28 protein-coding genes and 2 pseudogenes are annotated in these 24,861 nt (G+C 58.4%); 28 read left to right on the top strand and 2 right to left on the bottom strand.

The window, feature by feature from the left end:
• Window positions 1-401 (top strand): annotated as a pseudogene (locus ACIF4X_RS16825) (sigma factor-like helix-turn-helix DNA-binding protein); the annotation flags it as partial.
• 527 nt (window positions 402-928) lie between these two features.
• Here the strand turns inward: ACIF4X_RS16825 and fdxA are convergent.
• Both fdxA and mutS read right to left on the bottom strand, forming a co-directional pair.
• Window positions 929-1,249 (bottom strand): annotated as a pseudogene (gene fdxA / locus ACIF4X_RS16820) (ferredoxin FdxA); the annotation flags it as partial.
• Between the two features lie 166 nt (window positions 1,250-1,415).
• Entirely contained in the window at window positions 1,416-3,986 is a 2,571-nt protein-coding gene (gene mutS / locus ACIF4X_RS16815; RefSeq protein WP_397483009.1) for a DNA mismatch repair protein MutS, read from the bottom strand.
• A gap of 252 nt (window positions 3,987-4,238) precedes the next feature.
• Here mutS and ACIF4X_RS16810 point away from each other — a divergent pair, with 252 nt between their 5' ends.
• The 27 genes from ACIF4X_RS16810 (at window position 4,239) to ACIF4X_RS16680 (ending at window position 24,813) form a co-directional block, all read left to right on the top strand.
• Window positions 4,239-4,997 (top strand): transcriptional regulator, encoded by a 759-nt coding sequence (locus ACIF4X_RS16810; RefSeq protein ID WP_397482997.1) that lies wholly within the window; start codon window positions 4,239-4,241, stop codon window positions 4,995-4,997.
• Entirely contained in the window at window positions 4,964-5,455 is a 492-nt protein-coding gene (locus tag ACIF4X_RS16805; protein WP_397482996.1) for a hypothetical protein, read from the top strand. Before ACIF4X_RS16810 ends, ACIF4X_RS16805 begins: the two co-directional genes overlap by 34 nt.
• Window positions 5,456-5,655: 200 nt before the next feature.
• Window positions 5,656-6,015, top strand: a complete 360-nt coding sequence (locus ACIF4X_RS16800; RefSeq protein WP_397482995.1) for a hypothetical protein — start codon at window positions 5,656-5,658, stop codon at window positions 6,013-6,015.
• On the top strand, window positions 6,012-6,392 hold the full coding sequence (locus ACIF4X_RS16795; RefSeq protein ID WP_397482994.1) for a DUF1090 domain-containing protein: 381 nt from the start codon (window positions 6,012-6,014) through the stop codon (window positions 6,390-6,392). Before ACIF4X_RS16800 ends, ACIF4X_RS16795 begins: the two co-directional genes overlap by 4 nt.
• A 90-nt stretch (window positions 6,393-6,482) precedes the next feature.
• Complete coding sequence (locus ACIF4X_RS16790; RefSeq protein WP_007908822.1) at window positions 6,483-6,665, top strand: hypothetical protein; 183 nt, start codon at window positions 6,483-6,485, stop codon at window positions 6,663-6,665.
• A gap of 138 nt (window positions 6,666-6,803) precedes the next feature.
• Complete coding sequence (locus ACIF4X_RS16785; protein WP_397482993.1) at window positions 6,804-7,538, top strand: helix-turn-helix transcriptional regulator; 735 nt, start codon at window positions 6,804-6,806, stop codon at window positions 7,536-7,538.
• 626 nt (window positions 7,539-8,164) lie between these two features.
• A complete protein-coding gene (locus ACIF4X_RS16780) occupies window positions 8,165-8,602 on the top strand; it encodes a tail fiber assembly protein (protein ID WP_397482992.1) in 438 nt (145 codons plus the stop codon).
• 129 nt (window positions 8,603-8,731) lie between these two features.
• Window positions 8,732-9,070, top strand: a complete 339-nt coding sequence (locus tag ACIF4X_RS16775; RefSeq protein WP_007908817.1) for a phage holin family protein — start codon at window positions 8,732-8,734, stop codon at window positions 9,068-9,070.
• A 71-nt stretch (window positions 9,071-9,141) separates the two neighbouring features.
• Window positions 9,142-9,663 carry a hypothetical protein gene (locus tag ACIF4X_RS16770; protein ID WP_397482991.1) on the top strand — a complete coding sequence of 174 codons (522 nt, stop codon included), beginning with the start codon at window positions 9,142-9,144 and terminating at the stop codon, window positions 9,661-9,663.
• A 3-nt stretch (window positions 9,664-9,666) separates the two neighbouring features.
• Window positions 9,667-10,275, top strand: coding sequence for a phage baseplate assembly protein V (locus ACIF4X_RS16765; RefSeq protein ID WP_397482990.1), 609 nt, complete (start codon window positions 9,667-9,669; stop codon window positions 10,273-10,275).
• A 14-nt stretch (window positions 10,276-10,289) separates the two neighbouring features.
• Entirely contained in the window at window positions 10,290-10,622 is a 333-nt protein-coding gene (locus ACIF4X_RS16760) for a phage baseplate protein (protein ID WP_322846087.1), read from the top strand.
• Complete coding sequence (locus ACIF4X_RS16755; RefSeq protein WP_397482989.1) at window positions 10,619-11,614, top strand: baseplate J/gp47 family protein; 996 nt, start codon at window positions 10,619-10,621, stop codon at window positions 11,612-11,614. The genes ACIF4X_RS16760 and ACIF4X_RS16755 overlap by 4 nt, the downstream gene beginning before the upstream one ends.
• Window positions 11,611-12,246, top strand: coding sequence for a phage tail protein I (locus tag ACIF4X_RS16750; RefSeq protein ID WP_397482988.1), 636 nt, complete (start codon window positions 11,611-11,613; stop codon window positions 12,244-12,246). Before ACIF4X_RS16755 ends, ACIF4X_RS16750 begins: the two co-directional genes overlap by 4 nt.
• Complete coding sequence (locus ACIF4X_RS16745; protein WP_397482987.1) at window positions 12,247-15,018, top strand: phage tail protein; 2,772 nt, start codon at window positions 12,247-12,249, stop codon at window positions 15,016-15,018.
• Window positions 15,019-15,027: 9 nt separating this feature from the next.
• A complete protein-coding gene (locus tag ACIF4X_RS16740; RefSeq protein ID WP_397482986.1) occupies window positions 15,028-15,537 on the top strand; it encodes a DUF4376 domain-containing protein in 510 nt (169 codons plus the stop codon).
• An 85-nt stretch (window positions 15,538-15,622) separates the two neighbouring features.
• On the top strand, window positions 15,623-16,045 hold the full coding sequence (locus tag ACIF4X_RS16735; RefSeq protein WP_397482985.1) for a phage tail protein: 423 nt from the start codon (window positions 15,623-15,625) through the stop codon (window positions 16,043-16,045).
• Window positions 16,046-16,129: 84 nt separating this feature from the next.
• Entirely contained in the window at window positions 16,130-16,315 is a 186-nt protein-coding gene (locus ACIF4X_RS16730) for a hypothetical protein (RefSeq protein ID WP_397482984.1), read from the top strand.
• A 2-nt stretch (window positions 16,316-16,317) separates the two neighbouring features.
• On the top strand, window positions 16,318-17,484 hold the full coding sequence (locus ACIF4X_RS16725; RefSeq protein WP_397482983.1) for a phage tail protein: 1,167 nt from the start codon (window positions 16,318-16,320) through the stop codon (window positions 17,482-17,484).
• Window positions 17,484-17,990 (top strand): phage major tail tube protein, encoded by a 507-nt coding sequence (locus ACIF4X_RS16720; RefSeq protein WP_016985055.1) that lies wholly within the window; start codon window positions 17,484-17,486, stop codon window positions 17,988-17,990. The genes ACIF4X_RS16725 and ACIF4X_RS16720 overlap by 1 nt, the downstream gene beginning before the upstream one ends.
• 168 nt (window positions 17,991-18,158) lie before the next feature.
• Window positions 18,159-18,740: a phage tail assembly protein gene (locus ACIF4X_RS16715; RefSeq protein ID WP_150792499.1), complete on the top strand. Its 582-nt coding sequence runs from the start codon at window positions 18,159-18,161 to the stop codon at window positions 18,738-18,740.
• Window positions 18,741-18,869: 129 nt separating this feature from the next.
• Entirely contained in the window at window positions 18,870-20,846 is a 1,977-nt protein-coding gene (locus ACIF4X_RS16710) for a phage tail tape measure protein (protein ID WP_397482982.1), read from the top strand.
• A complete protein-coding gene (locus ACIF4X_RS16705; RefSeq protein ID WP_397482981.1) occupies window positions 20,846-21,229 on the top strand; it encodes a phage tail protein in 384 nt (127 codons plus the stop codon). The genes ACIF4X_RS16710 and ACIF4X_RS16705 overlap by 1 nt, the downstream gene beginning before the upstream one ends.
• A complete protein-coding gene (locus ACIF4X_RS16700) occupies window positions 21,222-21,434 on the top strand; it encodes a tail protein X (RefSeq protein WP_397482980.1) in 213 nt (70 codons plus the stop codon). The genes ACIF4X_RS16705 and ACIF4X_RS16700 overlap by 8 nt, the downstream gene beginning before the upstream one ends.
• A gap of 9 nt (window positions 21,435-21,443) precedes the next feature.
• Window positions 21,444-22,472: a phage late control D family protein gene (locus ACIF4X_RS16695; protein WP_397482979.1), complete on the top strand. Its 1,029-nt coding sequence runs from the start codon at window positions 21,444-21,446 to the stop codon at window positions 22,470-22,472.
• An 84-nt stretch (window positions 22,473-22,556) separates the two neighbouring features.
• Window positions 22,557-23,141: a hypothetical protein gene (locus ACIF4X_RS16690; protein WP_397482978.1), complete on the top strand. Its 585-nt coding sequence runs from the start codon at window positions 22,557-22,559 to the stop codon at window positions 23,139-23,141.
• Window positions 23,138-23,317, top strand: coding sequence for a DUF2635 domain-containing protein (locus tag ACIF4X_RS16685; RefSeq protein WP_102902639.1), 180 nt, complete (start codon window positions 23,138-23,140; stop codon window positions 23,315-23,317). Before ACIF4X_RS16690 ends, ACIF4X_RS16685 begins: the two co-directional genes overlap by 4 nt.
• On the top strand, window positions 23,317-24,813 hold the full coding sequence (locus ACIF4X_RS16680) for a phage tail sheath subtilisin-like domain-containing protein (RefSeq protein WP_397482977.1): 1,497 nt from the start codon (window positions 23,317-23,319) through the stop codon (window positions 24,811-24,813). The genes ACIF4X_RS16685 and ACIF4X_RS16680 overlap by 1 nt, the downstream gene beginning before the upstream one ends.
• Window positions 24,814-24,861 lie beyond the last annotated feature (48 nt).

Here is a 24,861-nt window from a genome sequence, read left to right as displayed (position 1 = left end):
ATGGTCTGAGTTACTTTTACTGGAATTATGGCGAGGTCAAGCGCATGCTGGGCCTGAACGAGCGGGTTTCTTCGGTCGACGTCTCGCTGGGTCCGGATTCGGATAAAACCCTGCTGGACACCCTCACTGATGATCGTCCGACCGATCCGTGCGAACTGCTGCAGGATGACGACCTGTCGCAGAGCATTGATCAGTGGCTGTCGGAACTGACCGACAAGCAGCGCGAGGTGGTTGTACGCCGCTTCGGCCTGCGCGGTCACGAGAGCAGTACGCTGGAAGACGTAGGCCTGGAGATCGGTCTGACCCGGGAACGGGTGCGGCAGATCCAGGTAGAAGGCCTCAAGCGCCTTCGTGAAATCCTCGAGAAGAATGGCCTGTCGAGCGAGTCGCTGTTTCAGTAAGCGCCTCTCACGTCCGCCCGCAGAAAGCCCCGACTGGTTCGGGGCTTTTTGTTGGCCTGGATTTTTAGGCTATCCCTCGCATCCCTGTTCATTGCCGGACGTACGGTTGGCAATTCCATCGTTTGTAGTCTCGCGGTGTAAGCCTTGGCTTACTCTTTCGTAAGTGTTCACTATTTTTACAGGACGGCAGACGTCGATTATCCTCGGTATGATTATTTAACTTATTGATTTATATATTTATTTTTTAATATGAAGTGCTTATTACAGCGCTTTTGCGGTCTCGGGGTCGATTGCTCTCGTCGGGGAATTCTCTAGTATCTGGGTTGTGTCGACGGACAGACACGCCCTTCAAGGAAGAGGGGAACGGACATCGCAGGACGCGATTCATCAGGACGATGAAAAGGAATACAGGGAATAGGGAAAAAATGTGGGCGGGTCATACCGCCCCTTTTTTTGCCCGCAGAAAAGCAAAACACAGAAAAGCAAAAAGGCCCGCGAGGGGCCTTTTCATTCGAGCGCGCGACAGATCAGCGTTCGAGATCTTTGATCTTGCCCTTGACGCCATCCCACTCTTCGGCATCCGGCAGCGATTCTTTCTTCTCGGTGATGTTTGGCCAGATTTCAGCCAGATCAACGTTCAGTTGAATGAACTCCTGCATCTCTTCCGGAACTTCGTCCTCGGAGAAGATTGCTACAGCCGGGCATTCCGGTTCGCACAGGGCGCAGTCGATGCACTCATCCGGGTGAATCACCAGGAAGTTCGGGCCTTCGTAAAAGCAGTCCACCGGACAGACTTCTACGCAGTCGGTGTACTTGCACTTGATGCAGTTGTCGGTGACGACGAAGGTCCTTTCTAATTTTCACCTCAGGCGGCGGCAGCGTTGCCCCTTCACGGTTGGGGTCGCCAGGTTCGGGAGCGATACCTGCTGGCCAGGCTATTAGCCAGCAGCATCCCAAACCGCGCGAGATTCTAACAGCTTGAAGCCGTTTGCGTTATATCCGCTTCTTCAGTGCTTATATCCGGTTTTTCAGTGCATAGAGCATTTCGAGCGCACGACGCGGGGTCAGGTCATCCAGATCCAGTTTAGCCAACTCATCCAGCACCGGGTGCGGCAGGCTGGCGAACATGTCGCTTTGCTGTGGCGTCGCTGGTTTGCCCTTGGCCGCAGGTTTCGGCGCTTCATGCGGCAATGCAGTGTCTTCCAGTCGGCTCAAGTGCTCGCGGGCACGCACGATCACTTCGCTTGGCACGCCGGCCAACTGCGCCACTGCAAGGCCATAACTCTGGCTGGCAGGACCCGGCAGAACATGGTGCAGGAACACGATGCGTTCGTTGTGCTCGGTGGCGTTGAGGTGGACGTTGGCCACCAATGGCTCGGCTTCCGGCAACACGGTCAGTTCGAAGTAGTGCGTAGCGAACAGTGTATAGGCGCGCAAATGAGCCAGACGCTCCGCCGCCGCCCATGCCAGCGACAGGCCGTCGAAGGTGCTGGTGCCACGGCCAACTTCGTCCATCAACACCAGGCTGCGCTCGGTGGCGTTGTGCAGGATGTTGGCGGTTTCGCTCATTTCGACCATGAAGGTCGAACGGCCACCAGCCAGATCATCACTGGAGCCGATGCGGGTGAAGATGCGGTCGACCAGCGACAGTTCGCAACTGGCTGCCGGCACGAAGCTGCCGATATGCGCCAGCAGCACGATCAATGCGGTTTGGCGCATGTAGGTGGATTTACCGCCCATGTTCGGGCCGGTGATCACCAGCATGCGCGTGTTGTCATCCAGATTGAGGTCGTTGGCCACGAACGGCGTGGTCAGCACTTGCTCGACCACCGGGTGACGACCTTGGGTGATACGCATGCACGGCTCGCTGACGAAACGCGGGCAGTTCAGGTCGAGGTTCAGCGCACGCTCGGCGAGGTTGCTCAACACGTCGAGTTCGGCCAGTGCGCCAGCGGTGTCCTGCAGCGGTGGCAACTGGCTGATCAGATCTTCCAGCAGCGCTTCGTAAAGCATCTTCTCGCGGGCGAGGGCGCGGCTCTTGGCCGACAGCGCCTTGTCTTCGAACTCTTTCAGCTCGGGCGTGATGAAACGCTCGGCGCCTTTCAACGTCTGGCGACGGATGTAATCCGCTGGGGCTGATTCGGCCTGCTTGCTCGGCAATTCGATGAAGTAGCCGTGAATGCGGTTGTAGCCGACTTTCAGGTGGCTGAGGCCGGTGCGCGCCTTCTCTCGGGCTTCCAGGTCGATGAGGAACTGGCCGGCGTTTTCGCTCAGCGATTGCAGTTCATCGAGTTCGCTGTCGTAACCGGTTTTCAACACGCCGCCATCGCGAATCACCGCTGGCGGATTATCAATGATGGCTTTTTCCAGCAGTGCCGCCAGTTCCGGATAGGTGCTGGTGGTGGTCGCCAGACTTTGCAGGTGCGGCGCTTCCAGGTCGGTCATTGCCACTTGCAGTTCTGGCAGTGCGCCAAGGGCGTCACGCAGCCGGGCAAGGTCACGAGGACGCGCGTTGCGCAGGCCGATCCGCGCGAGAATCCGCTCGATGTCGCCGATTTCCTTGAGCTGCGGTTGCAGCTTTTCAAAGCGGTAACCGTCGAGCAGGCAAGTGATCGAGGTCTGGCGTGCCAGCAGCACGGTCAGATCGCGCAGCGGGCGATTCAACCAACGGGTCAGCAAACGGCTGCCCATGGCGGTCTGGCAGCGATCGACCACCGATTGCAGTGTGTTGTCGCGGCCACCGGCCAGGTTGGTGTCGAGTTCAAGGTTGCGGCGGCTCGCACCGTCCAGCACCACGGTGTCGTCGAGACGCTCGTGGCGCAGGCTGCGCAGGTGGGGCAGGGCGGTGCGCTGAGTTTCCTTGGCGTACGCCAACAGGCAACCGGCGGCGCCGATGGCCAGGGTCAGGTTCTCGCAGCCAAAGCCCTTCAGGTCCTGGGTGGAGAACTGCTGGCAAAGGCTTTTCAGCGCCGAGTCGCGCTCGAAATCCCACGGTGCACGACGACTGACACCACGGCGTTTTTCCGCTGGCAGGTCCCTTGGCCAGTCATCCGGGATCAGCAACTCCACCGGGTTGATCCGCTCCAGTTCCGCCAGCAGGTTTTCCCAGCCTTTGATTTCCGAGACGCTGAAGTTGCCGCTGGTGATGTCCAGCACGGCAAGGCCGAACAGACGTTCGTCACCCAGCAGGGCTGCAATCAGGTTGTCGCGGCGCTCGTCGAGCAGCGCCTCGTCACTGACCGTCCCCGGCGTGAGGATCCGCACCACCTGACGTTCCACCGGGCCTTTGCTGGTCGCCGGGTCACCGACCTGCTCGCAGATCACCACCGACTCGCCAAGCTTGACCAGTTTCGCCAGATAGCCTTCCGCCGCGTGGTAAGGAATGCCACACATCGGAATAGCCTGCCCAGCCGACTGCCCGCGCGCGGTCAGGGTGATGTCGAGCAACTTGGCCGCCTTCTTCGCGTCTTCGTAGAAGATCTCGTAGAAGTCGCCCATGCGGTAGAACATCAGCTGGTCCGGGTGCTGATTCTTCAGGCGCCAGTACTGCTGCATCATCGGTGTGTGGGAGGACAGGTCTGAAATGGCTTTATTCATCAGGGGTTTAGCTATACCGGAAAAAGTGACAAGACAAAAAACGGGGTCGTTCGCATCTTCAAAATGGCGAGTGTTTGCCAGCGATGCGGCCCGAGGGATGATTCAGTGGGGCTGAGTATGAAGTTTTTTTGAGGTGGATGCAGCAACGCGCCGCCGCTGGGGTTGGCATTGTGTCCTATAGTGCCGAAAAGCTATCGAATGATCGGAATTCGAGGATTGCATATCAGTTGAGGACGCAGCTTGGAACAGTCAGAGGGCATCGGCTCACAAGCGTCAGCGAGCGATTGTTACTACGATGCGGAAAAAATGACCCTCAGCCGGGCGCAGCAGTCAACGTTGCTGGGCAGCAATGAAAGCGACCTGCTGCTGGCGTTGATAGCCGGCGTGACCGATAAGGAACAGCTCATCTCCAGGGTCTGGGGGGAGCGGGGGCTGGTGATTTCCGACAGCAGCTACTACAAGACCCTGCACATGCTCCGCACGCATTTCGCTGACGTCGGGTTGCCTCGGGACAGTCTCAAGACCTTGCCTCGCCGTGGCGTGGTGCTGTTGTGTGAAATCCGGTTGGTCAGCGCACAGACTCAAGCCTCTGAGTCGTCGCCTGCGTTGGTAAACGATGCTGAACCGTCCATCGTCGACGCTCCCACGGTGAAAAAGCCATTCAGTCGTTACTGGCGCTTCCTTTTGCCTGCAATCCTGGTGTCGGCGATTGCTCTTCCGGTCTTTTACGCTTATCTGGTGTTTAAAAAGCCCGCTGATCTGGAGGAGTGGAAACTCATCTGGCAAGAAGGCGAAGCGAAGTTGTATGTAGAAGAAAGCGAAAAAATGTCCAAGGACGATATTGTCAAAGCACTCAGCGAATTCGAACCACCGATTGTATTGTCCGATATTAACTACTATGTACGAAAGCCACTCTCCCAGTTGCTGGTCAAGTGCATCAAGCCAGAAAGTAAGGGGGAGGCCATATGCGTGAACTACCAGCTCGTTGGAAAAAAATAATCGCATTGTTTGGTGTCTCGTCCATATGCATCTTCGGTGTTCTGGTTATTAAGCATTTTTATTTGATCAATCGAGATATTCCCCGCGCACCGTGTTTTGCATCTATCGATTTTGTCCATACGCATGATCATACCGTTCGCTGGCACGGTGTTGGTGATATGACGATCGATCCAAAGGAGGGCGTTCTCTATGTGTACTACGTTGTCAAAACGCCCGAGGGGAAAGTCTATACTTATGATCGAAAGTTCGACATTGTTCTCACTCATTTGGACACTTCGAGGTTTCTGTTCAAGACGCGTTCGATTGTAAGGTTTGACGCGGACACCGCAGGCGATGAACTTCCGTTCATGGAAAGAGGCTTTCAAGGCGGTATGGTGACGTTCAATTACTTCTCCGATGCCGAGTACTACTACAACATCAATAACCTGATCAATGGCGTATGCCACGTCCCTCGCTAGCGCAAACCCCCGGGTTGAAAGGCCTCCGGGCGACTAAGTAAGACTGAGTAAGACGCCAGTAAGGCCTCGACGGCCCTTCGTTGTTAATCTGATTCGAGTCAAGCCAACAGCCCCTGCGACTGCCGGAGAGTCAGCGCCGTGCGGCTGTTTAGTTGCCTTGAATAACATGACGATGTTTAGGCTGTTGAGGAACGTTATAGATGCTCTGGTTTTGCGTGCGCAGTTCTCATGGAACTAAGTCTCCCGCCTGGAAGCGTTCAATTGCAATTAACCGGGAAGGTATTGTGTTTGTGCCAGCGGTGATTGCTGGAAAAGAAAAGGATGTAAGTGTTTCCACATTGTGTGATCGCACTCCCGTTCTGCTGTGTTTCGATCATGTTTACGTACCAGTGGCGTGGGTGGTCGAAAACTTTCCGATGTGCAGGTCGCACTGTTACGACATGATGATGGCGGCACTTTTTGGTATACAAGAAACACTATGTAGCCGTGAGGCGTGGTCTCGGGTGAGCCACTTCCGTGGACACGCTGGAGAAAAAAAATATCTGGGGTTTGTCTCATGAGGCCGAGTCTGTTTTGCAATCTGTCCCTGCTGATTGGTAGCGTTTTGATCATCGATATTTCATCGGCTGGCGCGCGAGAAAGTTGCGCACAGCGCCGCGCCGAACTTGTGTTCCAGATTGAGCGCGCTGAGGCGGCGGACAATGTTTATCGCCAGTCCGGTTTAGAGCAGGCGCTTGCTAACGTCGAGCGTTATTGCCAAGAACCCTCCGCTCAAGATGACCGTTCAAGCGCCATGCAAAAGGCCGAAGCCGAAGTGCGACGCAGACAGAACTATCTGGAGGCCGCACGTCAGTACGGCGATGTGAAAGTCATCAGGCAACAGGAGGCCAGGCTCGAACGAGCTCAGACAAAACTGCAAAAGCTCATGGATGAGTAAGGGATCAACCACCGCCAACGAACCGCAGCAGGGTTTCTTTTTTCAACTCTGCAATTCAACGTGCTCATCAGTGCCACCGGGAAATCGACTATGAAAAACATCCTTATCTTTGCTTCGGTCTTCACTTCTGCTGTGTTGATCTCTGGTTGTACCGCCACTGACTGGGTGCATGCTGCCGGTGGAATCATGGGGGCCAAGGACGATTACGACAGGAAGGCCAGAACCGATCGACTTAAAAAAGCCAACGCTGCCGCCCGTCGCGTCAAAGGCTGACCGCAAGTTATAACCGGGTCGTTTTTCCATTCAAGATGATGGCTCGGCAATATCATTTTGAGGCAGTATTCATATTTATGCGTTAATTATGCAAATCAGCATTTGTCTTCGCGAATAACTTCAAGCACTATGCGCGTTATGCAAAAACGCAACGTAGCCTCCGTCTTAAGAGCACTGCTCGACCAGCACGGGATCTCCCCCACGGAGCTCCACCGTCGCACCGGCGTGCCTCAATCCACTCTCTCGCGGATTCTCAGCGGGAAGATCGTCGATCCTTCGGATAAACACATCTCGAAGATCGCCGAGTACTTCGCCGTGAGCACCGATCAATTGCGCGGGCGCGCCGATGTCGTGCCGTCGGCCGGTGCCGTGCGTGATGACGTACACGCGGAACTCAAGGACATAATGCTGTGGGACGACGATACGCCTGTCGATGATGACGAAGTGTCTGTGCCGTTCCTTCGCGAGGTTGAATTGGCTGCTGGATCAGGAAGATTCGTCATCGAAGAGAGCGAGCGCTCTAGCCTGCGCTTCGGCAAGCGTAGCCTGCGCCATAACGGTGTGCAGTTCGATCAGGCCAAATGTGTGACCGTACGTGGCAACAGCATGTTGCCGGTCTTGCGTGATGGCGCCACCGTCGGCGTCAACGCCGGCAAGTGCGGCATCGGCGACATCATTGATGGCGACCTGTACGCGATCAATCACAACGGCCAGTTGCGCGTGAAGCAGCTTTATCGCTTGCCTACGGGCATTCGTCTGCGCAGCTTCAATCGCGATGAGCATCCGGACGAGGACTACAGCTTCCAGGAAATCCAGGAAGAGCAGATTGTCATCCTCGGTCATGTCTTCTGGTGGGGCATGTACGCCCGCTAACCCGACCCTCTTCAGAAAAACCCGCCCATTGGCGGGTTTTTTTTCGCCTTGATGAAACCGCCAAACCCTTGAGTTGCGGGGGCTTTCATGCATCTGCGCATTTTTCATGCATAGATAAATGCATTTGCGCATTGACTGGGTATGCATACATGCATATCCTTGCCACCAAGCCGCTCGACAAAGCGGCTGGCAAGAAAGCTCTTTAGTTCCACAAGAACAGGCAGCGATGAACCGGCCTCAACGGTTCAGAGGGTTGGCAACTGACCCGGGTGTGCAGCGTAAAGCACCAGAAGCAGTTATCCGGCGGGCAGGGACCGCGGTCGGAAAAACAATTTGAACGGACTCGTACCGCGCCAGTAGCGCCGAAAAGTCAGCTTCCTTCTTGAACACAGGATTGGAAGGAAGGCGAAGGAGCGCATTACTGAAAAGCCCGGCGGATTGCCGGGCTTTTTGGAATGCCTGCCAGGTTTCATCACAGCACCCACCTGAAATGACAACACATTGAGGCGTTTCAAATGAATCTCTATATGCCCGGCAAGTTGCCCGGCTTTATGTACTGCCTGGTGGCCGTTCAAGAGATAGGCAACGGACGCTTCGAACACTCGAAATAATCGGAGGCAAGGACAATGAATCGATATGTTTTGGTCGGGACTGTTTACAAAACCGGTTATCAAGTAGCTCTGCAAATTCTGGAAACGGAAGACGCTATGCCCACCACACTCCCGGACGGCGTGTCGGATGGGTGGTGGTATGACATCACCGGATATACAACCGCTTATGTCGGATGGAAGGTTTTTGACCTGGATGCGGAAGGTTTGCTCTTTGTCGAACCGACTGAGCAAGAGCATCGCAAGATGACCAATGCCCGGATGCAGGAACGGTTCGACGTCGCCGCGCAGTGGATCGTTTTCAACCCCTTGCAATACAAGGTTGATCTTGGTGTCGCGGCGCCAGCAGAAGTAGAGACGTTAGCGCTGTACAAGCAGTACTGGATCGACGTCAGCGAAGTCCGCAATCAGTCTGGGTATCCATCCACGATCAATTGGCCTGTGGCTCCCTTCTAGTTGAAGTCAATGAGAGTGCATTACTGAAAAGCCCGGGCGGCTTCTGCCGGGCTTTTCGGAATGCCTACCTCAAGAGAAACCGATTGAACCCAACACACACCATTCATCCATCACACCAGGAGGCGTGACATGACAAACGAGCAACAAGCGTTGGCAGACATGCCGATCTGGCTGGTCATCCTCCTTGCCGTCGTCGGCGGGGTGTCCGGCGAAATGTGGCGTGCCGACAAGGAGGGTGCACGCGGCTGGTCATTGCTGCGGCGCCTGGCCCTGCGCTCCGGCGCCTGCATGATCTGCGGCGTGTCGGCGATCATGCTGCTGTATGCCGCTGGCATGTCGATCTGGGCCGCTGGCGCGTTCGGTTGCCTGACCGCTATGGCCGGGGCCGATGTGGCCATCGGTCTGTATGAGCGCTGGGCCGCCAAGCGCATCGGCGTCTGCGAAGTTCCACCCCGCGACCAGCCTTAACCCTGACTGTTTCTCCGTGCCGCCATTTCGGCGGCAGGGCTGCGCGTGGACGATTGAAAAGGAGGTCATGTATGCCCACACCGATCCAGCAGCCGTCGCACCTGTTCACGGCCATCGCGACAACACTGCGCAACACTGCCGGTCTCGGCCTCAATGTCGGCAATCACGCCGATTTCACTGCACCGGGTGAACAGGCCTGGGTGTTGATCGACTTCGACCGGAACGGGTCGGGAGTGCGCGCCGCTGACGGGCGAATTGCTCATGTCATGACGTTGTCCCTGCAAGTCATCCCGGCCCTTTCCGCCAGTGCATTTGCAGCATGCGATCTGATTGCTGTGCTGAAGAACCTGATCACCGACAACCGCTGGGGCCTGCCCGCCGGTCAATGCGATCTGCCGATCAACATTGATGGCTTGCCGTCGCTGCTGGTCCGTGCCGACCCGCCATACAAGACCTGGACACTGACGTTCGATCAGACCCTCTACCTCGGCCCGACGTTGCTTGACGACCCGCTGGGTACGCCGAAATTCGCTCGCACCTGGGAAGTCAGCAACATTGACGACCCCGACCAGTACACCGCGCTGGAGGCCTGACCCATGTTCGACGCATTACTGCGCATGCAACTGGGGCCGATCATCGAACGCCTGGCCGAGATGGAAGCGGAAATCGAAGACCTGCACCGCCGCGCCGAAAGCTTCTGCCGCATCGGCATTTGCCAGACCGTAGACGCTGCGAGCAATACCTGCCAGGTCAGCCACGGAGGGTTGCTCACGCCGGCCATAAAGTTCTTCAACCCGAGTGCAGGTGCACAAAGCGAATCGCGGATTCCGACGGTGGGCGAACAATGTCTGCTGTTCAACTATGGCAGCGGCGAAAGCGGCGCACAGAGCGTGGCGTTGTTTGGTTTGAACAGCGACCGTTTTCCACCTGCCTCAACCGTGCCGACGCTGACCCGTCGGGTGCATCAGGACGGCAGCGAAAGCGGTTACGACGATGCCTCGCATACCCTGCACTGGCAGAACGGCCCGGCAGCATTCAGCGGCTCACGCGAATCGCTCGAACTGAGCATCGGCCCGGCACGACTGGCGATGACTCCACAGTTGATCACCCTGCAACTAGGCGCCGTCGGCTTGAACATCGACGCCTCGGGCGTGCACTTCAGTGGCCCATTGGTCGATCACCAGGGCCGCGTCATCAGTCCCTGATTCAGGAGCCTCCCATGATCGGAATCGATAGAGACAACGGAACCACGGTCGACGACTGGCTGCAGTTTGTGCAGCGCGCGACCCGGGCCCTGACCACGCCGCTGGGCACCCGGCAAAAACGGCCTTTGTACGGATCGCTGATACCCACGTTGCTGGGGCAAAACCTCGGTGACGACGTGCTGCTTCTGGCGCAGAGCCATGCCGCACAAGCGTTCTACAACAAGCAAAACGGCATCGACGATTTTCAGCCGCAAGTGATCGTCGCCAGCCGTCAGGGCGCCGGTCTGTTGTTGCGCTTCGCCGGCACCTGGAAAAACCGTCAACAAACTTTCGAGGTCGTGACATGAGCATGTTGATCCCCGGCCAGAACCAATTGGCCGAACCCGCGCTGATCACCGTTGAAGCCTTCGAAGACCTGCTTACCGAATTCAAGGCTTTCGTCATCGAATACGTCGGAGCGCGCTCGCCGGACAGTGCCGCAAAACTCAAGAACAGCCTGGAAAACGAAAGCGAACTGCTGACCCTGGCGCTGGAAGCTTTCTGCGTCCGGTTGCAAACCCACGAGCGCAAATACAATGCCCGCATCAAGCAGATGCTGGCGTGGTGGGCGACGGGCAGCAACCTTGATGCGCGGCTGGCGGACATGGGCCTGGAGCGACAATTGCTCGACCCTGGCGACCCGGCGGCATTCCCGCCGGTGCCAGCGATTTATGAAAGCGACGACGACGCGCGTTTGCGTTATTACCTGGCGCCACATGCCCCGGCAGCAGGGTCGCGGATGCAGTATCGCCGTGAGGTGTTCACTCTTGGCGAGCGTCCGACGGTGCAGGTCGAATCCACCGAGGCGGGTGTGGTGAATGTCACTTACACCTTCAACCCGGACGGCTTCGCCGCGCAGGTCAAGGATGGCAATGGTCGGCGTACCGCGCCGGGCGAAGTGCAGGTTACTGTGCTGTCCCGCGATGGCGATGGCACGCCTTCCCAGGCATTGCTTGAAGGCGTACGTCAGCACTTTGCACGAGCGGATGTACGACCGGAAACCGACCTTGTCACCGTCAAGGCTGCCGACATTCAGCGCTACAAGATCCGCGTGGTCGCCAAGATCAATTCCGGCCCCGACTCGGGCCTGACCAAAGTCGCCGCGCAACAACAATTACAGGCCTACGCCGACAGTTGCCATCGTCTTGAAGGCCGGGTCGATCCGAGCTGGATCGACTACACGCTGCACAGCGCCGGCGCCGTGCAATTGCAGATTCTCGAACCGCTGGCGCCGATCGTGACGACGGCGTTTCAAGCGCCTTACTGCACCGCAGTCGACGTCGAGGTGCTGACGCTATGAGTGAGCAAACTCAGCGTCCGACGCTGCTGCCTGCAAACAGCTCGGCACTTGAACGTGGACTGGATCTGGGTTTCGGCGCGCTGCTCGATCGCATCGCGCCGCCGTTCCCCGAACTGATGAACCCGAGCGAAACGCCGGTCGCGTTTCTTCCGTATCTGGCAGCGGATCGCGGTGTTGCCGAATGGAGCACCGCCGCGCCGGAAGCGGAAAAACGCCTGACCGTCGAACTGGCCTGGCCCACCGCGCGCCAGGCCGGCACTCGCAAGGCGCTGGAAAACGCCGCCAAGGGTTTGCAACTGCGCCCGGAAATCCGTGCCTGGTACGAACAGACTCCGCCCGGCGCGCCGTACAGCTTTTCCGTTCGCGCCTTCAGCGACCAACCCTACAGCGAAGAAATCGATGCCCGTCTCGACCGACGCCTGGCTGACGCCAAGAGCGAGCGCGATGTGTTGTCGGTGTCGGTGGGCCTGAGTGCATTCGGCAGTCACTCGGTTGCCGCTGCGACATTTTGCGGCGAGCTGACCACGGTTTATCCAGTGTTCATCGAAGGGCTCGAAACCTCGGGAGAGGCGTTCATGGCCGCCGGCATGTACACCGTCGAAACATCCACTATTTATCCTCAGGGGGCCTGAATGGCTGACTATTACACCCTGCTTACCAACGCAGGGATTGCCTACGAAACGGCGTGCAAGGCCGCGGGCACGCCGATCAAGTTGACGCAGATTTCTGTCGGCGACGGCGGCGGCTCGGTCTACAACCCGGCCGCGACCGCCACTGCGCTGAAACGCGAAGTCTGGCGCGGGCCGCTCAATGCGCTGTTCCAGGACGAGAAAAATCCGAGCTGGCTGCTCGCCGAAGTGACCATTCCGCCGGATGTTGGCGGCTGGTATGTGCGTGAAGCCGGGTTGTGGACTGACACTGGCGTTCTCTACGCCATCGTCAAATATCCGGAGTCGTTCAAACCGGTTCTGGCCACGTCGGGTTCGGGGAAAGAGTTCTACATTCGCTCGATTTTCGAGACGAGTAATGCGTCGCTGGTGACGTTGTTGATTGATGACACCGTGGTTAAAGCCACGCGTGCCTGGGTCATGAGTTACCTCGCCGAAGAACTCGGCAAGCTGGATGGTAAGCAGTCGGCGCGTGTTGCGGCATCCACCAACATCGTGTTGAGCGGTGCGCAGCAAATTGACGGTGTCGCAGTGATCGCTGGTGACCGCGTGCTGGTTGCGAATCAGACGCTGGCCAAGGACAACGGCCTGTGGATTGTCGCCAATGGTGACTGGGTGCGGGCGACCGATGCCAACAGCAGCGCCAAGGTGACGCCGGGCCTGACGGTCATGGTCGAGGAGGGCACGGCGAACGGTGATTCGTTGTGGCATCTCACGACTAACGCGCCGATCACTTTGGGTACCACAGCGCTGACGTTCAAGATGCTGGCGGGGCGTACCGGGATTGCGGCCGGGACATACAAAAGTCTGACGGTTGATGAATATGGCCGCGCGACTGCCGGTGCGAACCCTGAAACGTTGGCCGGGTTTGGCATCAAGGATTCGTACACCAAGGCTGAAGTTGAAGCGTTGATTGCCAAGGCGTCGGCGTTGCCGGTGGGGTCGATTGTCGCGTTTCCGGTTGATTCGCCGCCGCCGGGTTTTCTGGAGCTGGATAACAGCGTCAAGAGCAGTGCGACGTATCCCGACCTGAGCGCTTATCTGGGCGGAAAGTTCAACAAGGGTGATGAGGGCGTTGGGAATTTCCGCTTGCCGGAGGCGCGTGGGGAATTCTTGCGTGGTTGGGATCATGGGCGAGGCGTAGACGCTAGCCGTGTGGTTGGCTCGACCCAAAAGGGTACGGTAACTACTTTCGACAGCAACCCGAATCCGAACCTCACGGTCGAGGTTGTGCAGGCATCGGTGGCGGCTGCACAGGCCGATGTATTCGTATCCACTGATTATCCTGGGGTAGCCAGGACGTACACGACTTCGGGGGTTGTTACCTCATCGATACTGGCGGATGGCGGAGTTGTGAGGCCGCGTAACATCGCCGTCATGTGGTGCATCAAAGCCTGGAACGCCCCGGTCAATCAGGGAACCATCGATGTCGCCGCGCTGGCCAAGGAAGTCGAACGGCTCAAATCCGCCGTTCCGATTGGCGCTGTTCTGGCATTCCCGACGGGTATTGTCGCACCCGGTTATCTGGAGCTGGACGGCAGTGTGCAGAGCATTGCGACTTATCCGGATCTGGCCGCCTATCTCGGTACCACGTACAACAAAGGCAATGAGGGCGCAGGTAACTTCCGATTGCCGGAATCACGCGGTGAGTTCCTGCGCGGCTGGGATCATGGGCGCGGTGTGGATGCGGGGCGGCAGATCGGAATTTATCAGGGAGACGAAGTAAAATCCCACTATCACGATGCCCTGTTCGCGACAGGTCCAGTAGGCGCTGGCTCCGTTCTGGGGATCACCAACTCGGCGGCCGGTGACAGGGTGGGAACTGGTGCGCAATATGCGTCCAGCGGCGGCCCTCAAAGCTACATTGCCAGTACCGGAGGCGCTGAAACCCGCCCCCGCAACATCGCCGTCATGTGGTGCATCAAAGCCTGGAATGCACCGATCAATCAGGGAAGTATCGATATCGCTGCGTTGGCTGCAGACATTAAAAGTTGGCGGCTCAACGGTTCCGAGGTCGGAGCAACTCGTAATTTGCGAGTATCGCTTCCAAGTGCGGCATCGGTTGCGACACTGACTGCTGATCAGTTGATTGTTGAGCAACCCGGTACCGGTCAATACAAACTGTCGAGCGTCAATCTATCTATAGATTTGACGACCATTGGTGCTGGCGGGATGGATGTCGGAGTTGCCCCGGCGCTCGGCAGTGTCGGGATTTACGTTATCTATAACCCTGTGCTGCGTATTGCCAAGCTACTCGGCGTCAATGCGTCCTCGACGTTGATTCCTGAGGTTTATTCCGGTGCTTACATGCCGGCCGGATACACCGCGAGCGCGCTGGTCAGCGTTTGGCAAACCGACACCAATCGATTGATGGTTACCGGTGTTCAGCATCAACGATCGATATCCATCCCCAGAGCGCAAGTCTTGTCTAACGGGGCGTCTTTGACATGGACGCCTGTTTCCCTGGCGTCGATTGTTCCGAAAAACGCAAAATCCGTCGGCGGGTATGTTCACTACATCAGCAGTGCTGAAAGCGCTGGGGGTGGTTATCTGGGACTTGCATCTGATGCGGTGGGGACTGGATTAAAAACTGTCGGTATTGGCGGGATGCTGGGGTTGGGTGTTCTCGGTTCATTCTCCGACCTGGTAATGACCACGCCACAAACGATTCACTACATATTGGACTCAATTTTGTCCCGAGCCAATTCCGTCCATATTTCCCAATACACGTTTTAGGGGATACCCATGTTGAGAGCGTACTCAAAAGAGGGAACGGCCTTTCGAGGTGTTGCCACTGACTGGCCATTGGCAGAGGGCGAAATTCTTTTTGACCATGAACCCTCTGAAAAAGAACTGGAAGACGCATTTGGATTCGCTTCTGGCGAATTGGTAAAAAGCCGCCAGTTGACCTTGATTACTGCAGAACGATTCCGCCGAGAAGGTTCGGGAATCGTGGTCGAGGGTGTGGCTATCGATACTTCCCGAGACAGCCAGTCGCTGATTGCTGGAATGGCCGTTTCTGCGATGTTGAATCCTGCTTATCAATGCAGTTACAAGGCTGTGGACGGCTTTGTCGAACTGACTGCTTCGCAAATTCTTGCTGTAGCAACGGCTGTTCGATCTCATGTTCAGACTTGCTTTGACCGGGAAAGGGCTCTGTCGGAAAGCGTTGTTGCCGGCACCTACACCGATGCCATGCTCAAGGACGGTTGGCCAGACAAGCCCCCAGTTACACCCACCTCAGCACTTCAATAAACGCCCCACACCGTGGGGCGTTTTCATATCTGACAACTCACGAGGGTGGTTTTAGAGTCGTCGTTAATCAAACAAGGAAGAACCTATGTTTTATGCACCCTCCACGGGCGGTTTTTACGATCCCGCCATCCATACAGAAATTCCAAGCGATGCTGTTGAAATCTCGCGTGAGTACTGGCGCGAGTTATTGAACGGGCTGTCTACCGGCAAGATGATTGTCATGAATGAAGATAACTATCCGGTACTGGTTGATCTGCCGGGGCCAACACCTGCGGAACTTGAGAGCATTGAACGCTACTGGCGCAAACAGCAGATCGCGCTCACTGATCCCGTGGTCAACCGTCATCGCGACGAGGTGGACCGTTGGCCGACCCAGCTGACCCCGGCGCAGTACATCGAGTTGCAGACCTACCGCCACGTGCTGCGCATCTGGCCGGTCGGGGGCGAGTTGCCCTTGAGCGAACACCGCCCGGCTGCGCCGGAATGGCTCGCCAGCCTGCCTGAATAAAAACGCCCCGCACTGACGGGGCGTTTTCTTGTCCCCCCAAGCCCCTCCCGTAGAGGGGCTTGGCCGTTTATGGAGAAACGAAAAATGGCAAACCGCCAAACCTACACCGTGCTCGTCCCATTCCCCACCGGCGGTGGGCACTGGTCGAGCATCGGCCAAGACCTTGATCTGCTCGACGTCGAGGCCAGTGCCTTGTACTTCGCCGGTCGACTGGAACTGAAAACACCCTCCACCCAGGCCAAAAAGGCCGCTGCCAAGAAGGCTGACTGAATATGGCTGAGGTTCTGAACTTCGAGCACAACGGCATTACTGTCAATGCCACCGAATCCCCCGAGGCCATGGGTGGCCTGGGTGACAACGTCATCGGTCTGGTCGGTACCGCGCCGAAAGCTGATCCGCTGATTCCGCGTAACGCACCGTTCCGCATCAACAGCTTCACCACCCACGCGCTGCTCGATCCGACCGGTTCCGAAGAGGGCACGCTGTACCACGCGGTTTACCAGATCCTCAAAGTGGTCAAGGTGCCGGTCTACGTGGTCATCGTCGAAGCGGGCGCGACCCCGGCCGACACCGTCAACAACGTGATCGGCGGCGTCGATCCACTGACCGGCCGCAAGCTCGGTCTGGCCGCGCTGGGCAGTGTCCCGGAAGACCTGACCATCATCGGTGCTCCGGGCTTCACCGGCACCAAAGCAGTGGCCAGCGAGTTCGCCTCGTTCGGCAAGCGCATCAAGGCCCGTGTGGTGCTGGACGGCAAGGACGCCTCGGTCGCCGATCAAGTGTTGTACAGCCAGGAACTGGGCGGTGCCGATCTCGGTTTCGACCGTTGCCTGGTGGTGCACAACATGCCGGCCGTGTATTCGAAAGCGGCGAAGAAAAACGTCTTCCTGTCGCCGTCCAGCCTGGCGATTGCCGCACTGGCCAAGGTCAAGCAGTGGGCTAGCCCGGGCAACCAGGTGACCTACGCCGAAGACGTGTCGCGGGTCGTTGAATACAACATTCTCGATACCTCCACCGAGGGCGATCTGCTCAACCGTTACGGCGTCAGCTACTACGCCCGCACCGTGCTCGGCGGCTTTTCGTTGCTGGGCAACCGCTCGATCACCGGCAAGTTCATCAGCTACGTCGGCCTCGAAGATGCGATCAGCCGCAAGCTGGTCAAGGCCGGCCAGAAAGCCATGGCCAAAAACCTCACCAAGTCGTTCATGGATCAAGAGGTCAAGCGCATCAACGACTGGCTGCAAACCCTGGTCGCCGATGAAACCATTCCTGGCGGCAGCGTGTATCTGCACCCGGAACTGAACAGCGTCGAGAAGTACAAGAACGGCACCTGGTACGTGGTCATCGACTACGGCCGCTACGCGCCGAACGAACACATGGTTTATCAACTCAACGCCCGCGATGAAATCATCGAGCAGTTCCTGGAGGACGTTCTCTAATGTTTACCAACCGTGTAAGACAGGCCATCGCGGCCACCCTGCAAGGCCTGCCGCTGTCGGCGACCGTTGAAGAATTCACCCCACCGAAAATCGAATTCGATGTGGAAGAGATGCGTGGCGGCCGCTTCATCGTCGAAGAAATGGCCAAGGGCGGCAAAGCGCTCAACGCCAAGCTGACCCTGCAAGGCCTCGGCGCCGAAGTGATGCTCGCTCTGGGTGTGAAGCTGGGCGACGACATCCTGCTGAACGTGCGTGAAGCCGGTCAGGATCAGGATGGCAACACCTGGTTCACCTACCACACCGTCGGCGGCAAGCTGAAATCCCTGGAAGAAACCGCCGTGAAAATGGGTGAAAAACCCAAGACCAATCTGGAGCTGTCCTGCCGCACCTACAACCGCCTGGAAAACGGCGTGCCGGTGATCGACATCGACGTGCGCACCCAGAAATTCGTGCTCAACGGCGTCGACATCCTTGGTGATGCCCGGCGTGCGGTGTTGATGCCGTAATCCGTTACACCGCAAAACCTGTGGGAGCGAGCCTGCTCGCGAAGCCTTTGGCACATTCAACATCAATGTGACTGAACCACCGCTTTCGCGAGCAGGCTCGCTCCCACAGTGGGCCAGTGTGACTGGCAGAAATTGAGTAACCCCCAAGAATCACCAAGGAATTCATACATGTCGTGGATGCCACCCCAGCATGACCTGCTGTCGCCGATCACCGGCGACGACGGTTCGCAGATCAACCAGATCCAGCTCAAGCCACTGTTCTACGCCGCGCAAAAAGAAGCGCTGGAGCGCGCCGGCGATGACGAAGACGATCAGTTCTTCGAGCTGGCGCTGCTCGCCACCGGCCTCTCGGTCAAGGAACTCGACCAGCTCAAACGCCCGGACTACGTGAGCATCGCCCAGTACGTGCACGAGATGTCGACACGCCCCGCGTCGTACTTTCTGGAGCAGGTGGAAGACGCGGAAAAATCCGCTGATCCCGATCAGGTCCAGCTGCTGCAACCGCTCGCTGTGACTGGCCGCACCGTGACCTCGCTGTCGCTGGAAATGCCGGCACTGCGCGCGACCAAAGTGATGAAGAAACTGAAAACGGCCAAGGAACGCGCCGAGTTCATCACCGCCCATTGCACCGGCCTGATGATCCCCGATCTGGCCCTGATGACCGTCCCGGACTGGACGCAATTGCAGGTGCGCATAGACGATTTTTTAAACCAGCCGGCGGCCTACTTTCGGAACGCGACATCGAAGTAATCCTCGATATCGTCCCGCTCATTTACCCGGTAAGTGAAGCGGAGATTCTGGAATGGGACGCCGAAAAGGCGTTGCGCCGCTACGACATAGCGATCACTCGCCTTGGCGTAAAACAGGAGTAGAGCGGCAATGGCAGAGAGCAAATATGCTCCGATAAATGCCGGTGAAAGCGGCGTTGCGGCGGCCGGCAATATCAGTTTGAACATGGCAGCGGTGAGCTCCGGTACAGGAGCGATCGGCCGCGAGCAGATTTCCAGCCTGAGTCAGGCGCTCATCACCGCGAGTATCAAGATCGGCTCGCTGACGGCCGCGATCGACTCATTGAGGCTGGCGTTGTCCAGCCTGCGTTCGATTTCGCTGAACAACAATGCGAAGAGCGAGTCGACCCGCGAACCTACTACGCCGGGTGAGGCCAGTGAGCGGGCCAAGGTGCCTGAGAGTCTCAAGCCAGCGATTGACTTGTACACGGCTGCTGCCGAGTTGGGCATCGCCGCGCAACTGCCGCCAAAGCAGACCAACGAAATGGCGCTGTCGAGCCTGATCATAGCCACTAAGCCATTGGTGGCCGCGGGCGGCACCAGCGGTCAAGAGTTGCTCAAGGCCGCTACGCTGGCGGCTGACGCAGGGGTTGGCAATGAGCTGACGAATGCGGCGGACAAACCCTTTGAATTGCTCAACTTTGCTGGCGACGCTGCGATCGTTGCATCAGCCTTCAAAGTCCCGGCTGTGGAAGTCGCCGAAATGATGGCAGTGTGGCGCACTTCGCTGAAGCTCACTCGCGACCAGGCGTTTGACCTTGCGGATGCGACAAACCAGCTCGGCAAAATACCGGGTGGTGCCAAACCGGCAGACGTCGGTGCCGTTCTCAAACAGTCGGGTGATGCGGCCATTGCGGCGGGCCTGCAACCCGAGCAAGCCGCCGCGCTGTCCGCAGCCTTGCTCAACAGCGGGACGAAAAAAGACGATGCCGGCGAGGCGTTGAAGCGCATTGCCCACGCGCTGGACAAGGGGGACAACGCGTCCGCCACCGAGCGTGGCGCCTGGAAGCAACTGGGGCTGGATCCCGCGGCCGTGACCGCGGCGATGCATGACCCGGACCAGCAAAGTGCACAGGGAGCGGTACTGTCAGTGCTGGCTGCGCTGAACGCCCAACCAGCCGAGCAACGCGCCCAGTTGGCGCAGACACTCTTTGCCGATGGCGGTAATGCGGTGCAGTTGCTGTCGCAGAACCTTGGGGACGTCAATCAGGCCTTCTCGCAAGTGGAGGACAAAGACCAATACGCGACGTCGAAGGTCGGTGATCAGAGTTCGGTGCGCCAGTCTGCACTGGCGCTCTCCAATACCCCGCAAGGACAGTGGAACGCTCAGAATGCGCGAAGCGATCGATTGACCATCGCCAGCGCCAATGCTGTAGCGCCTTCTCCAGAAGCGCTGAGTGTTGCCGGTGCCAGCCTCGACAGGATGAGTGAATTCGCCGAGGCCCATCCGACGACGGCTGCGGTGATCATCACTGTCGGAACAGCCTTGAAAAAGATATTCGATGTGTTGTTGGACACCGCTGTCGAGGAGGGGAAAGAGCGGTTGGGCAAACGGATACCCGGTGGCGCACCGGGCAATCCTCCCGATCTTTCATCTACCGGCGATTCTGCAGTGCAGCTTCCAACGGATGCGCCCGTGGTGGAGATCGCCAGTCTGGCGCCCGCGACTGCCAGGGAAATGGACATCGGCGAACCCTCCTCCTTGCTCAATACGCCGCGCCTGGGGCCTCCGAGCGTTGCCATGGAAACCATTGCCCAGGTTGCTCCGGCTTCGGACAGAGATGCGGGAGCCGCATTGAGTGATCGGCTCGTGTTCTTCGCTCCCGACACACTCTCCGCGCCCGGCCAGGTCAGCAAGGATCTGGCGAGCGCCCAGGCCGCCAACCAGCATGTCACCTACGCACCTTCGGTTCAGGTGTACTGCAGTGATCCGGGCAGTTCGGAAAACATCGGACTGCTGGTGACACAGCACCTGCGAAGCCAGTTCGACAGCCAATTCACACCGCTGATGACCAGCAACCCCCTCGCCACCCGCCGTGACGCAGCCCTGACCGATGGAGTCGCCTGATGAAACAACAAATGGCACTGGGCAGTTTTATCTTCAGCCTGTCCCGCGAATTTGCCTACAGCACGCTGGCACGCAAATCCGATGGTGGCTGGACTGATCTGCAGATCCTCACCAGCAAACCCAAGTCCCATCAGACCGGGCAGAAGCCCGAAACCCTGACCATCGGTGGCACCGCGATGTACGCCGTGGCCATGGAACGGCTCGATGAACTGCGAGCGCTGCAAGCCTTGAGAGCACCACTGCCGTTGATCGACGGCATCGGTCGCAACTGGGGTATGTGGCGGATCAACAGCGTTCAGGAAAACCAGAGCGAGGTCATCGATGATGGCACCGCAATGGTGATCAAGTGGGTACTCGAATTAGCGGAGTTCAACAATGCGTAAGGTCCGAAGCGTGGCCGGTGATTCCGTCAATTTACTGCTCTACCGCGAGTCGGGTCGGTCAGACGATCAGGCCGAAGAAGCATTGTGGAAACTCAATGCGACCCTGGCCGAGTACGGCCCGGTTCTGCCGGCGGGTGTCTGGGTGACACTGCCGGAAATCGACAGCAGACCCGCCGCGATCAAGCCGGTTTTGGCCTGGGACTAAGGAGGTTGCATGGCACAGGGATTTACACCGGCGATCGAAATCTACGGGGCCAACAAGGCATTGCTGAATCAGCGCCTGATCAGTTGGGAGCATATTGATGCTGCCGGGATGGAGTCTGATCAACTGACGCTGGTGCTCGACCTGGAAGGCCTCGAAGGCTTGCCAACGTTGGGTGGAATAATCGGTCTGCGGGTTGGCTATCTGGAGTCCGGGCTGGTCGAAAAGGGCCATTTCAAGGTGACTCGACTGACCCCGACGCTGTTCCCGTTGCGCCTGACGCTGGTCGCTACCGCAGCGCCTTTCAGCGGCAATGATCAGACCCGATTCAAGGAACGGCGCACGGCCAGTCATGGCCCCACAACCCTTGGCGGACTGTTTCGCGAGCTGGTCTCGCGGCACGGTTTTTCGCCGCGCGTCGATCCCGAACTGGCGCTGATTCGGATTGCTCATGTTGATCAATCGAACGAAACCGACATGAGCTTCATCACGCGACTGGCGCTCAAGTACGACGCGGTAGCCAAACCGTTTAACGACCTCTACGTCCTGGCCAAACCGGCGCAGCTCAAAAACCTGTCGGGCCAGGTCATACCGGACGTCAGGCTGTCGGTGACCAGCAACAATCGACCGGGTGATCACGCCTTCATCAGCGCCACGCTGGAAGAGACCGCTCGCACCCAGAACCAGGGTTGCAAGACCTGCTTCTGGGACATCGCGGCTGCCAAACTGCGAGAGGTGGTAACCGGTTCCGAGCCCTACAAGGTCATTCGCCAGAAACACGCCAGTGAAGAAGAAGCCAAAGCCATCGGCGAAGCCGAAGTGCGCAAGATGCTGCGCGAGAAATACAAGTTGAAGGTCACCTGTCCGGGCGATCCGCTGCTGGCTGCCGAAGGCCTGTTGATGCTCGATGACACCTGGCCAGACTTCATGCGCGGTCGCTGGTCGATCGAGAAAGTCACCGCCAGCGGCAAGCGCGAGGAAAGCTATCGCTGCCTGATCGAGGCGACCAGCCTCGACCCCAAGGCCGAAGCCAAAGACTGATTCACCGTTAGCCACAGCACCGCCGCTCCCACAGGTTTTTGCAGTGTCCTGCAAACCGCATTTCACTCCATTCTGGAACACCCCATGAAGATCACCCCGATCCTCACGCAATTGCGTGGGCAATGCCCAAGCCTTGCCAATGATATTTCGGTGGGCGTCGATCTGGCGTTGCTGCAAGGCAATGCCGATCTGCCGACACCCTCGGCCCATGTGCTGCCACTGGCCGACTTGGCGAGTGAAAGCACCACCCAAAACCTCACCACCCAACCGATCCGTGACCGCTTCGAAATCGTGCTGGCGCTTGACGCCAGCGACGCGACAAAAGCGCTGGACCTGTTGCACGACCTGCGCGCCGAACTGTGGCGTGCAGTGGTGGGGTTCAAGCCCGACAAAGACTACAGCGCCATCGTTTACGACGGCGGCGAATTGGTCTCGATCAACAGCAGCCGCGCCTTCTACCGGCTGCGCTTTTTTGCCGAGTTCCAACTCGGCCGCAATCTGCCGAGTCAGCCTGCGGAGAGTTGGCACGAACGCGAACTGGACGGTTTGTCGTCCTTTACCGGGGCCACCGTGCGGGTCGATGCGATCGACCCGGCCGACCCCAACCTGAAACGCCCGGGCCCCGATGGGCGCGTGGAAATGACTTTCTCTGGAGACGTAACCCCATGAGCAATCGCATCACCGTACTGCCGGCCGCCGGCCGCGTCGTACCTGACCCGGAGGCGGGCGATCTGCTGCCGGTCGAAGGCCGTGAAGTGCTGGACAGCGCCTGGTGGCGCCGGCGTCTGGCCGACGGCGATATCACCCTCAAAACTGCACCAGCCAAACAAAAGGGAGCCAAATAATGGCGATCGGATTCAGCAACATCCCTGCGGACATTCGTGTACCGCTGTTCTATGCCGAAATGGACAACTCGGCTGCCAATAGCGCAAGTTCGACCCTGCGTCGGTTGATCGTCGCTCAGGTCAACGACAACATTGCCCCGACTGAAGTCGGCAAACTGGTGCTGGTCTCCAGCGTTGCGCTGGCCAAGAGCATCGGCGGCCAAGGCTCGATGCTCGCCTCGATGTACGAGACCTTCCGCAAGGCCGACCCGATCGGCGAGATCTGGTGCCTGCCGCTGCACAACACCGAAGGCGCCATCGCCAAAGGCGTGCTGACCTTGACCGGCACCGCCACTCAGGCCGGCGTGCTCAATCTGTATATTGGCGGCGTACGTGTGCAAGCCACCGTGGTCAACGGCGCTACTGCCGCACAAGCGGCCACCGCACTGGCGCAGAAAATCAACGCCACGGCCGATCTGCCGGTGAGCGCTGCGGCTGCCGAAGGTGTGGTCACCCTGAACGCCAAATGGACTGGCGACAGCGGCAACGACATCAGCCTGCAATTCAATCGCCTGGGCAAGAGCAATGGCGAAGACACCCCGGCCGGCCTGACCACTGCGATCACCGCCATGACCGGCGGCGCCGGTGTGCCGGATCAGGTTGAAGCCATCGCCGCACTGGGTGACGAGCCGTTCGAATTCATCGCACTGCCATGGTCCGATCTGTCGACCCTCAACACCTGGCAAGCGGTCATGGATGACAGCACCGGTCGCTGGTCGTGGGCCAAGCAATTGTTCGGTCACGTCTACAGCGCCAAACGCGGCACCGTCGGTACGCTGGTCGCTGCGGGCCAGGCACGCAACGATCAGCACATGACCATTCAGGCGCTGGAGGCGGGCGTTCCGCAACCGTTCTGGGTACAAGCTGCCGCACTGGCTGCACGCACCGCGGTGTTCATCTCCGCCGACGCCAGCCGTCCAACGCAAAGCGGCAGCCTGCCGGGCGTTGATCCGGCGCCGGCGAGTGAGCGCTTCACCCTGACCGAGCGTCAGTCGCTGCTCAACTACGGCATCGCCACCGCCTACTACGAGGGCGGTTACGTGCGCATCCAGCGCTCGATCACCACTTACCAGAAAAACGCTTACGGCCAAGCCGACAATTCGTATCTGGACAGCGAAACCATGCACCAGTCGGCGTTCATCGTGCGTCGTCTGCAAAGCGTGATCACCAGCAAATACGGTCGGCACAAACTGGCCTCCGACGGCACCCGTTTCGGCGCCGGCCAGCCAATCGTGACGCCTGCGACCATTCGCGGTGAGTTGATCGCTCAGTACGCCAAGCTCGAACTGGAAGGTCACGTGGAGAACGCCGAGCTGTTCGCCGAACACCTGATCGTCGAGCGCGACGTGCAGGACCCGAGCCGCGTGAACGTGCTGTTCCCGCCGGATTACATCAACGGTCTGCGCGTGTTCGCACTGCTCAACCAGTTCCGTCTGCAGTACGACGACGCGGCTTGATCAGCGCGTTTGACGGCAAGTTTTCAGCCCACCTCGCGTGGGCTTTTT

This window comes from Pseudomonas sp. NPDC085632 (assembly GCF_044541255.1).
Classification (GTDB): domain Bacteria; phylum Pseudomonadota; class Gammaproteobacteria; order Pseudomonadales; family Pseudomonadaceae; genus Aquipseudomonas.
Note: the sequence above shows the minus strand (reverse complement) of the source record. Positions and strands in the feature narration are given on the sequence as shown.

What these genes read in the sequence shown, in the direction of transcription:
- ACIF4X_RS16805 (WP_397482996.1), top strand. Translation starts at nt 4,964, where the DNA reads ATGCGTGAACTACCAGCTCGTTGGAAAAAAATAATCGCATTGTTTGGT.
- ACIF4X_RS16800 (WP_397482995.1), top strand. Translation starts at nt 5,656, where the DNA reads ATGCTCTGGTTTTGCGTGCGCAGTTCTCATGGAACTAAGTCTCCCGCC.
- ACIF4X_RS16795 (WP_397482994.1), top strand. Translation starts at nt 6,012, where the DNA reads ATGAGGCCGAGTCTGTTTTGCAATCTGTCCCTGCTGATTGGTAGCGTT.
- ACIF4X_RS16790 (WP_007908822.1), top strand. Translation starts at nt 6,483, where the DNA reads ATGAAAAACATCCTTATCTTTGCTTCGGTCTTCACTTCTGCTGTGTTG.
- ACIF4X_RS16785 (WP_397482993.1), top strand. Translation starts at nt 6,804, where the DNA reads ATGCAAAAACGCAACGTAGCCTCCGTCTTAAGAGCACTGCTCGACCAG.
- ACIF4X_RS16780 (WP_397482992.1), top strand. Translation starts at nt 8,165, where the DNA reads ATGAATCGATATGTTTTGGTCGGGACTGTTTACAAAACCGGTTATCAA.
- ACIF4X_RS16775 (WP_007908817.1), top strand. Translation starts at nt 8,732, where the DNA reads ATGACAAACGAGCAACAAGCGTTGGCAGACATGCCGATCTGGCTGGTC.
- ACIF4X_RS16770 (WP_397482991.1), top strand. Translation starts at nt 9,142, where the DNA reads ATGCCCACACCGATCCAGCAGCCGTCGCACCTGTTCACGGCCATCGCG.
- ACIF4X_RS16765 (WP_397482990.1), top strand. Translation starts at nt 9,667, where the DNA reads ATGTTCGACGCATTACTGCGCATGCAACTGGGGCCGATCATCGAACGC.
- ACIF4X_RS16760 (WP_322846087.1), top strand. Translation starts at nt 10,290, where the DNA reads ATGATCGGAATCGATAGAGACAACGGAACCACGGTCGACGACTGGCTG.
- ACIF4X_RS16755 (WP_397482989.1), top strand. Translation starts at nt 10,619, where the DNA reads ATGAGCATGTTGATCCCCGGCCAGAACCAATTGGCCGAACCCGCGCTG.
- ACIF4X_RS16750 (WP_397482988.1), top strand. Translation starts at nt 11,611, where the DNA reads ATGAGTGAGCAAACTCAGCGTCCGACGCTGCTGCCTGCAAACAGCTCG.
- ACIF4X_RS16745 (WP_397482987.1), top strand. Translation starts at nt 12,247, where the DNA reads ATGGCTGACTATTACACCCTGCTTACCAACGCAGGGATTGCCTACGAA.
- ACIF4X_RS16740 (WP_397482986.1), top strand. Translation starts at nt 15,028, where the DNA reads ATGTTGAGAGCGTACTCAAAAGAGGGAACGGCCTTTCGAGGTGTTGCC.
- ACIF4X_RS16735 (WP_397482985.1), top strand. Translation starts at nt 15,623, where the DNA reads ATGTTTTATGCACCCTCCACGGGCGGTTTTTACGATCCCGCCATCCAT.
- ACIF4X_RS16730 (WP_397482984.1), top strand. Translation starts at nt 16,130, where the DNA reads ATGGCAAACCGCCAAACCTACACCGTGCTCGTCCCATTCCCCACCGGC.
- ACIF4X_RS16725 (WP_397482983.1), top strand. Translation starts at nt 16,318, where the DNA reads ATGGCTGAGGTTCTGAACTTCGAGCACAACGGCATTACTGTCAATGCC.
- ACIF4X_RS16720 (WP_016985055.1), top strand. Translation starts at nt 17,484, where the DNA reads ATGTTTACCAACCGTGTAAGACAGGCCATCGCGGCCACCCTGCAAGGC.
- ACIF4X_RS16715 (WP_150792499.1), top strand. Translation starts at nt 18,159, where the DNA reads ATGTCGTGGATGCCACCCCAGCATGACCTGCTGTCGCCGATCACCGGC.
- ACIF4X_RS16710 (WP_397482982.1), top strand. Translation starts at nt 18,870, where the DNA reads ATGGCAGAGAGCAAATATGCTCCGATAAATGCCGGTGAAAGCGGCGTT.
- ACIF4X_RS16705 (WP_397482981.1), top strand. Translation starts at nt 20,846, where the DNA reads ATGAAACAACAAATGGCACTGGGCAGTTTTATCTTCAGCCTGTCCCGC.
- ACIF4X_RS16700 (WP_397482980.1), top strand. Translation starts at nt 21,222, where the DNA reads ATGCGTAAGGTCCGAAGCGTGGCCGGTGATTCCGTCAATTTACTGCTC.
- ACIF4X_RS16695 (WP_397482979.1), top strand. Translation starts at nt 21,444, where the DNA reads ATGGCACAGGGATTTACACCGGCGATCGAAATCTACGGGGCCAACAAG.
- ACIF4X_RS16690 (WP_397482978.1), top strand. Translation starts at nt 22,557, where the DNA reads ATGAAGATCACCCCGATCCTCACGCAATTGCGTGGGCAATGCCCAAGC.
- ACIF4X_RS16685 (WP_102902639.1), top strand. Translation starts at nt 23,138, where the DNA reads ATGAGCAATCGCATCACCGTACTGCCGGCCGCCGGCCGCGTCGTACCT.
- ACIF4X_RS16680 (WP_397482977.1), top strand. Translation starts at nt 23,317, where the DNA reads ATGGCGATCGGATTCAGCAACATCCCTGCGGACATTCGTGTACCGCTG.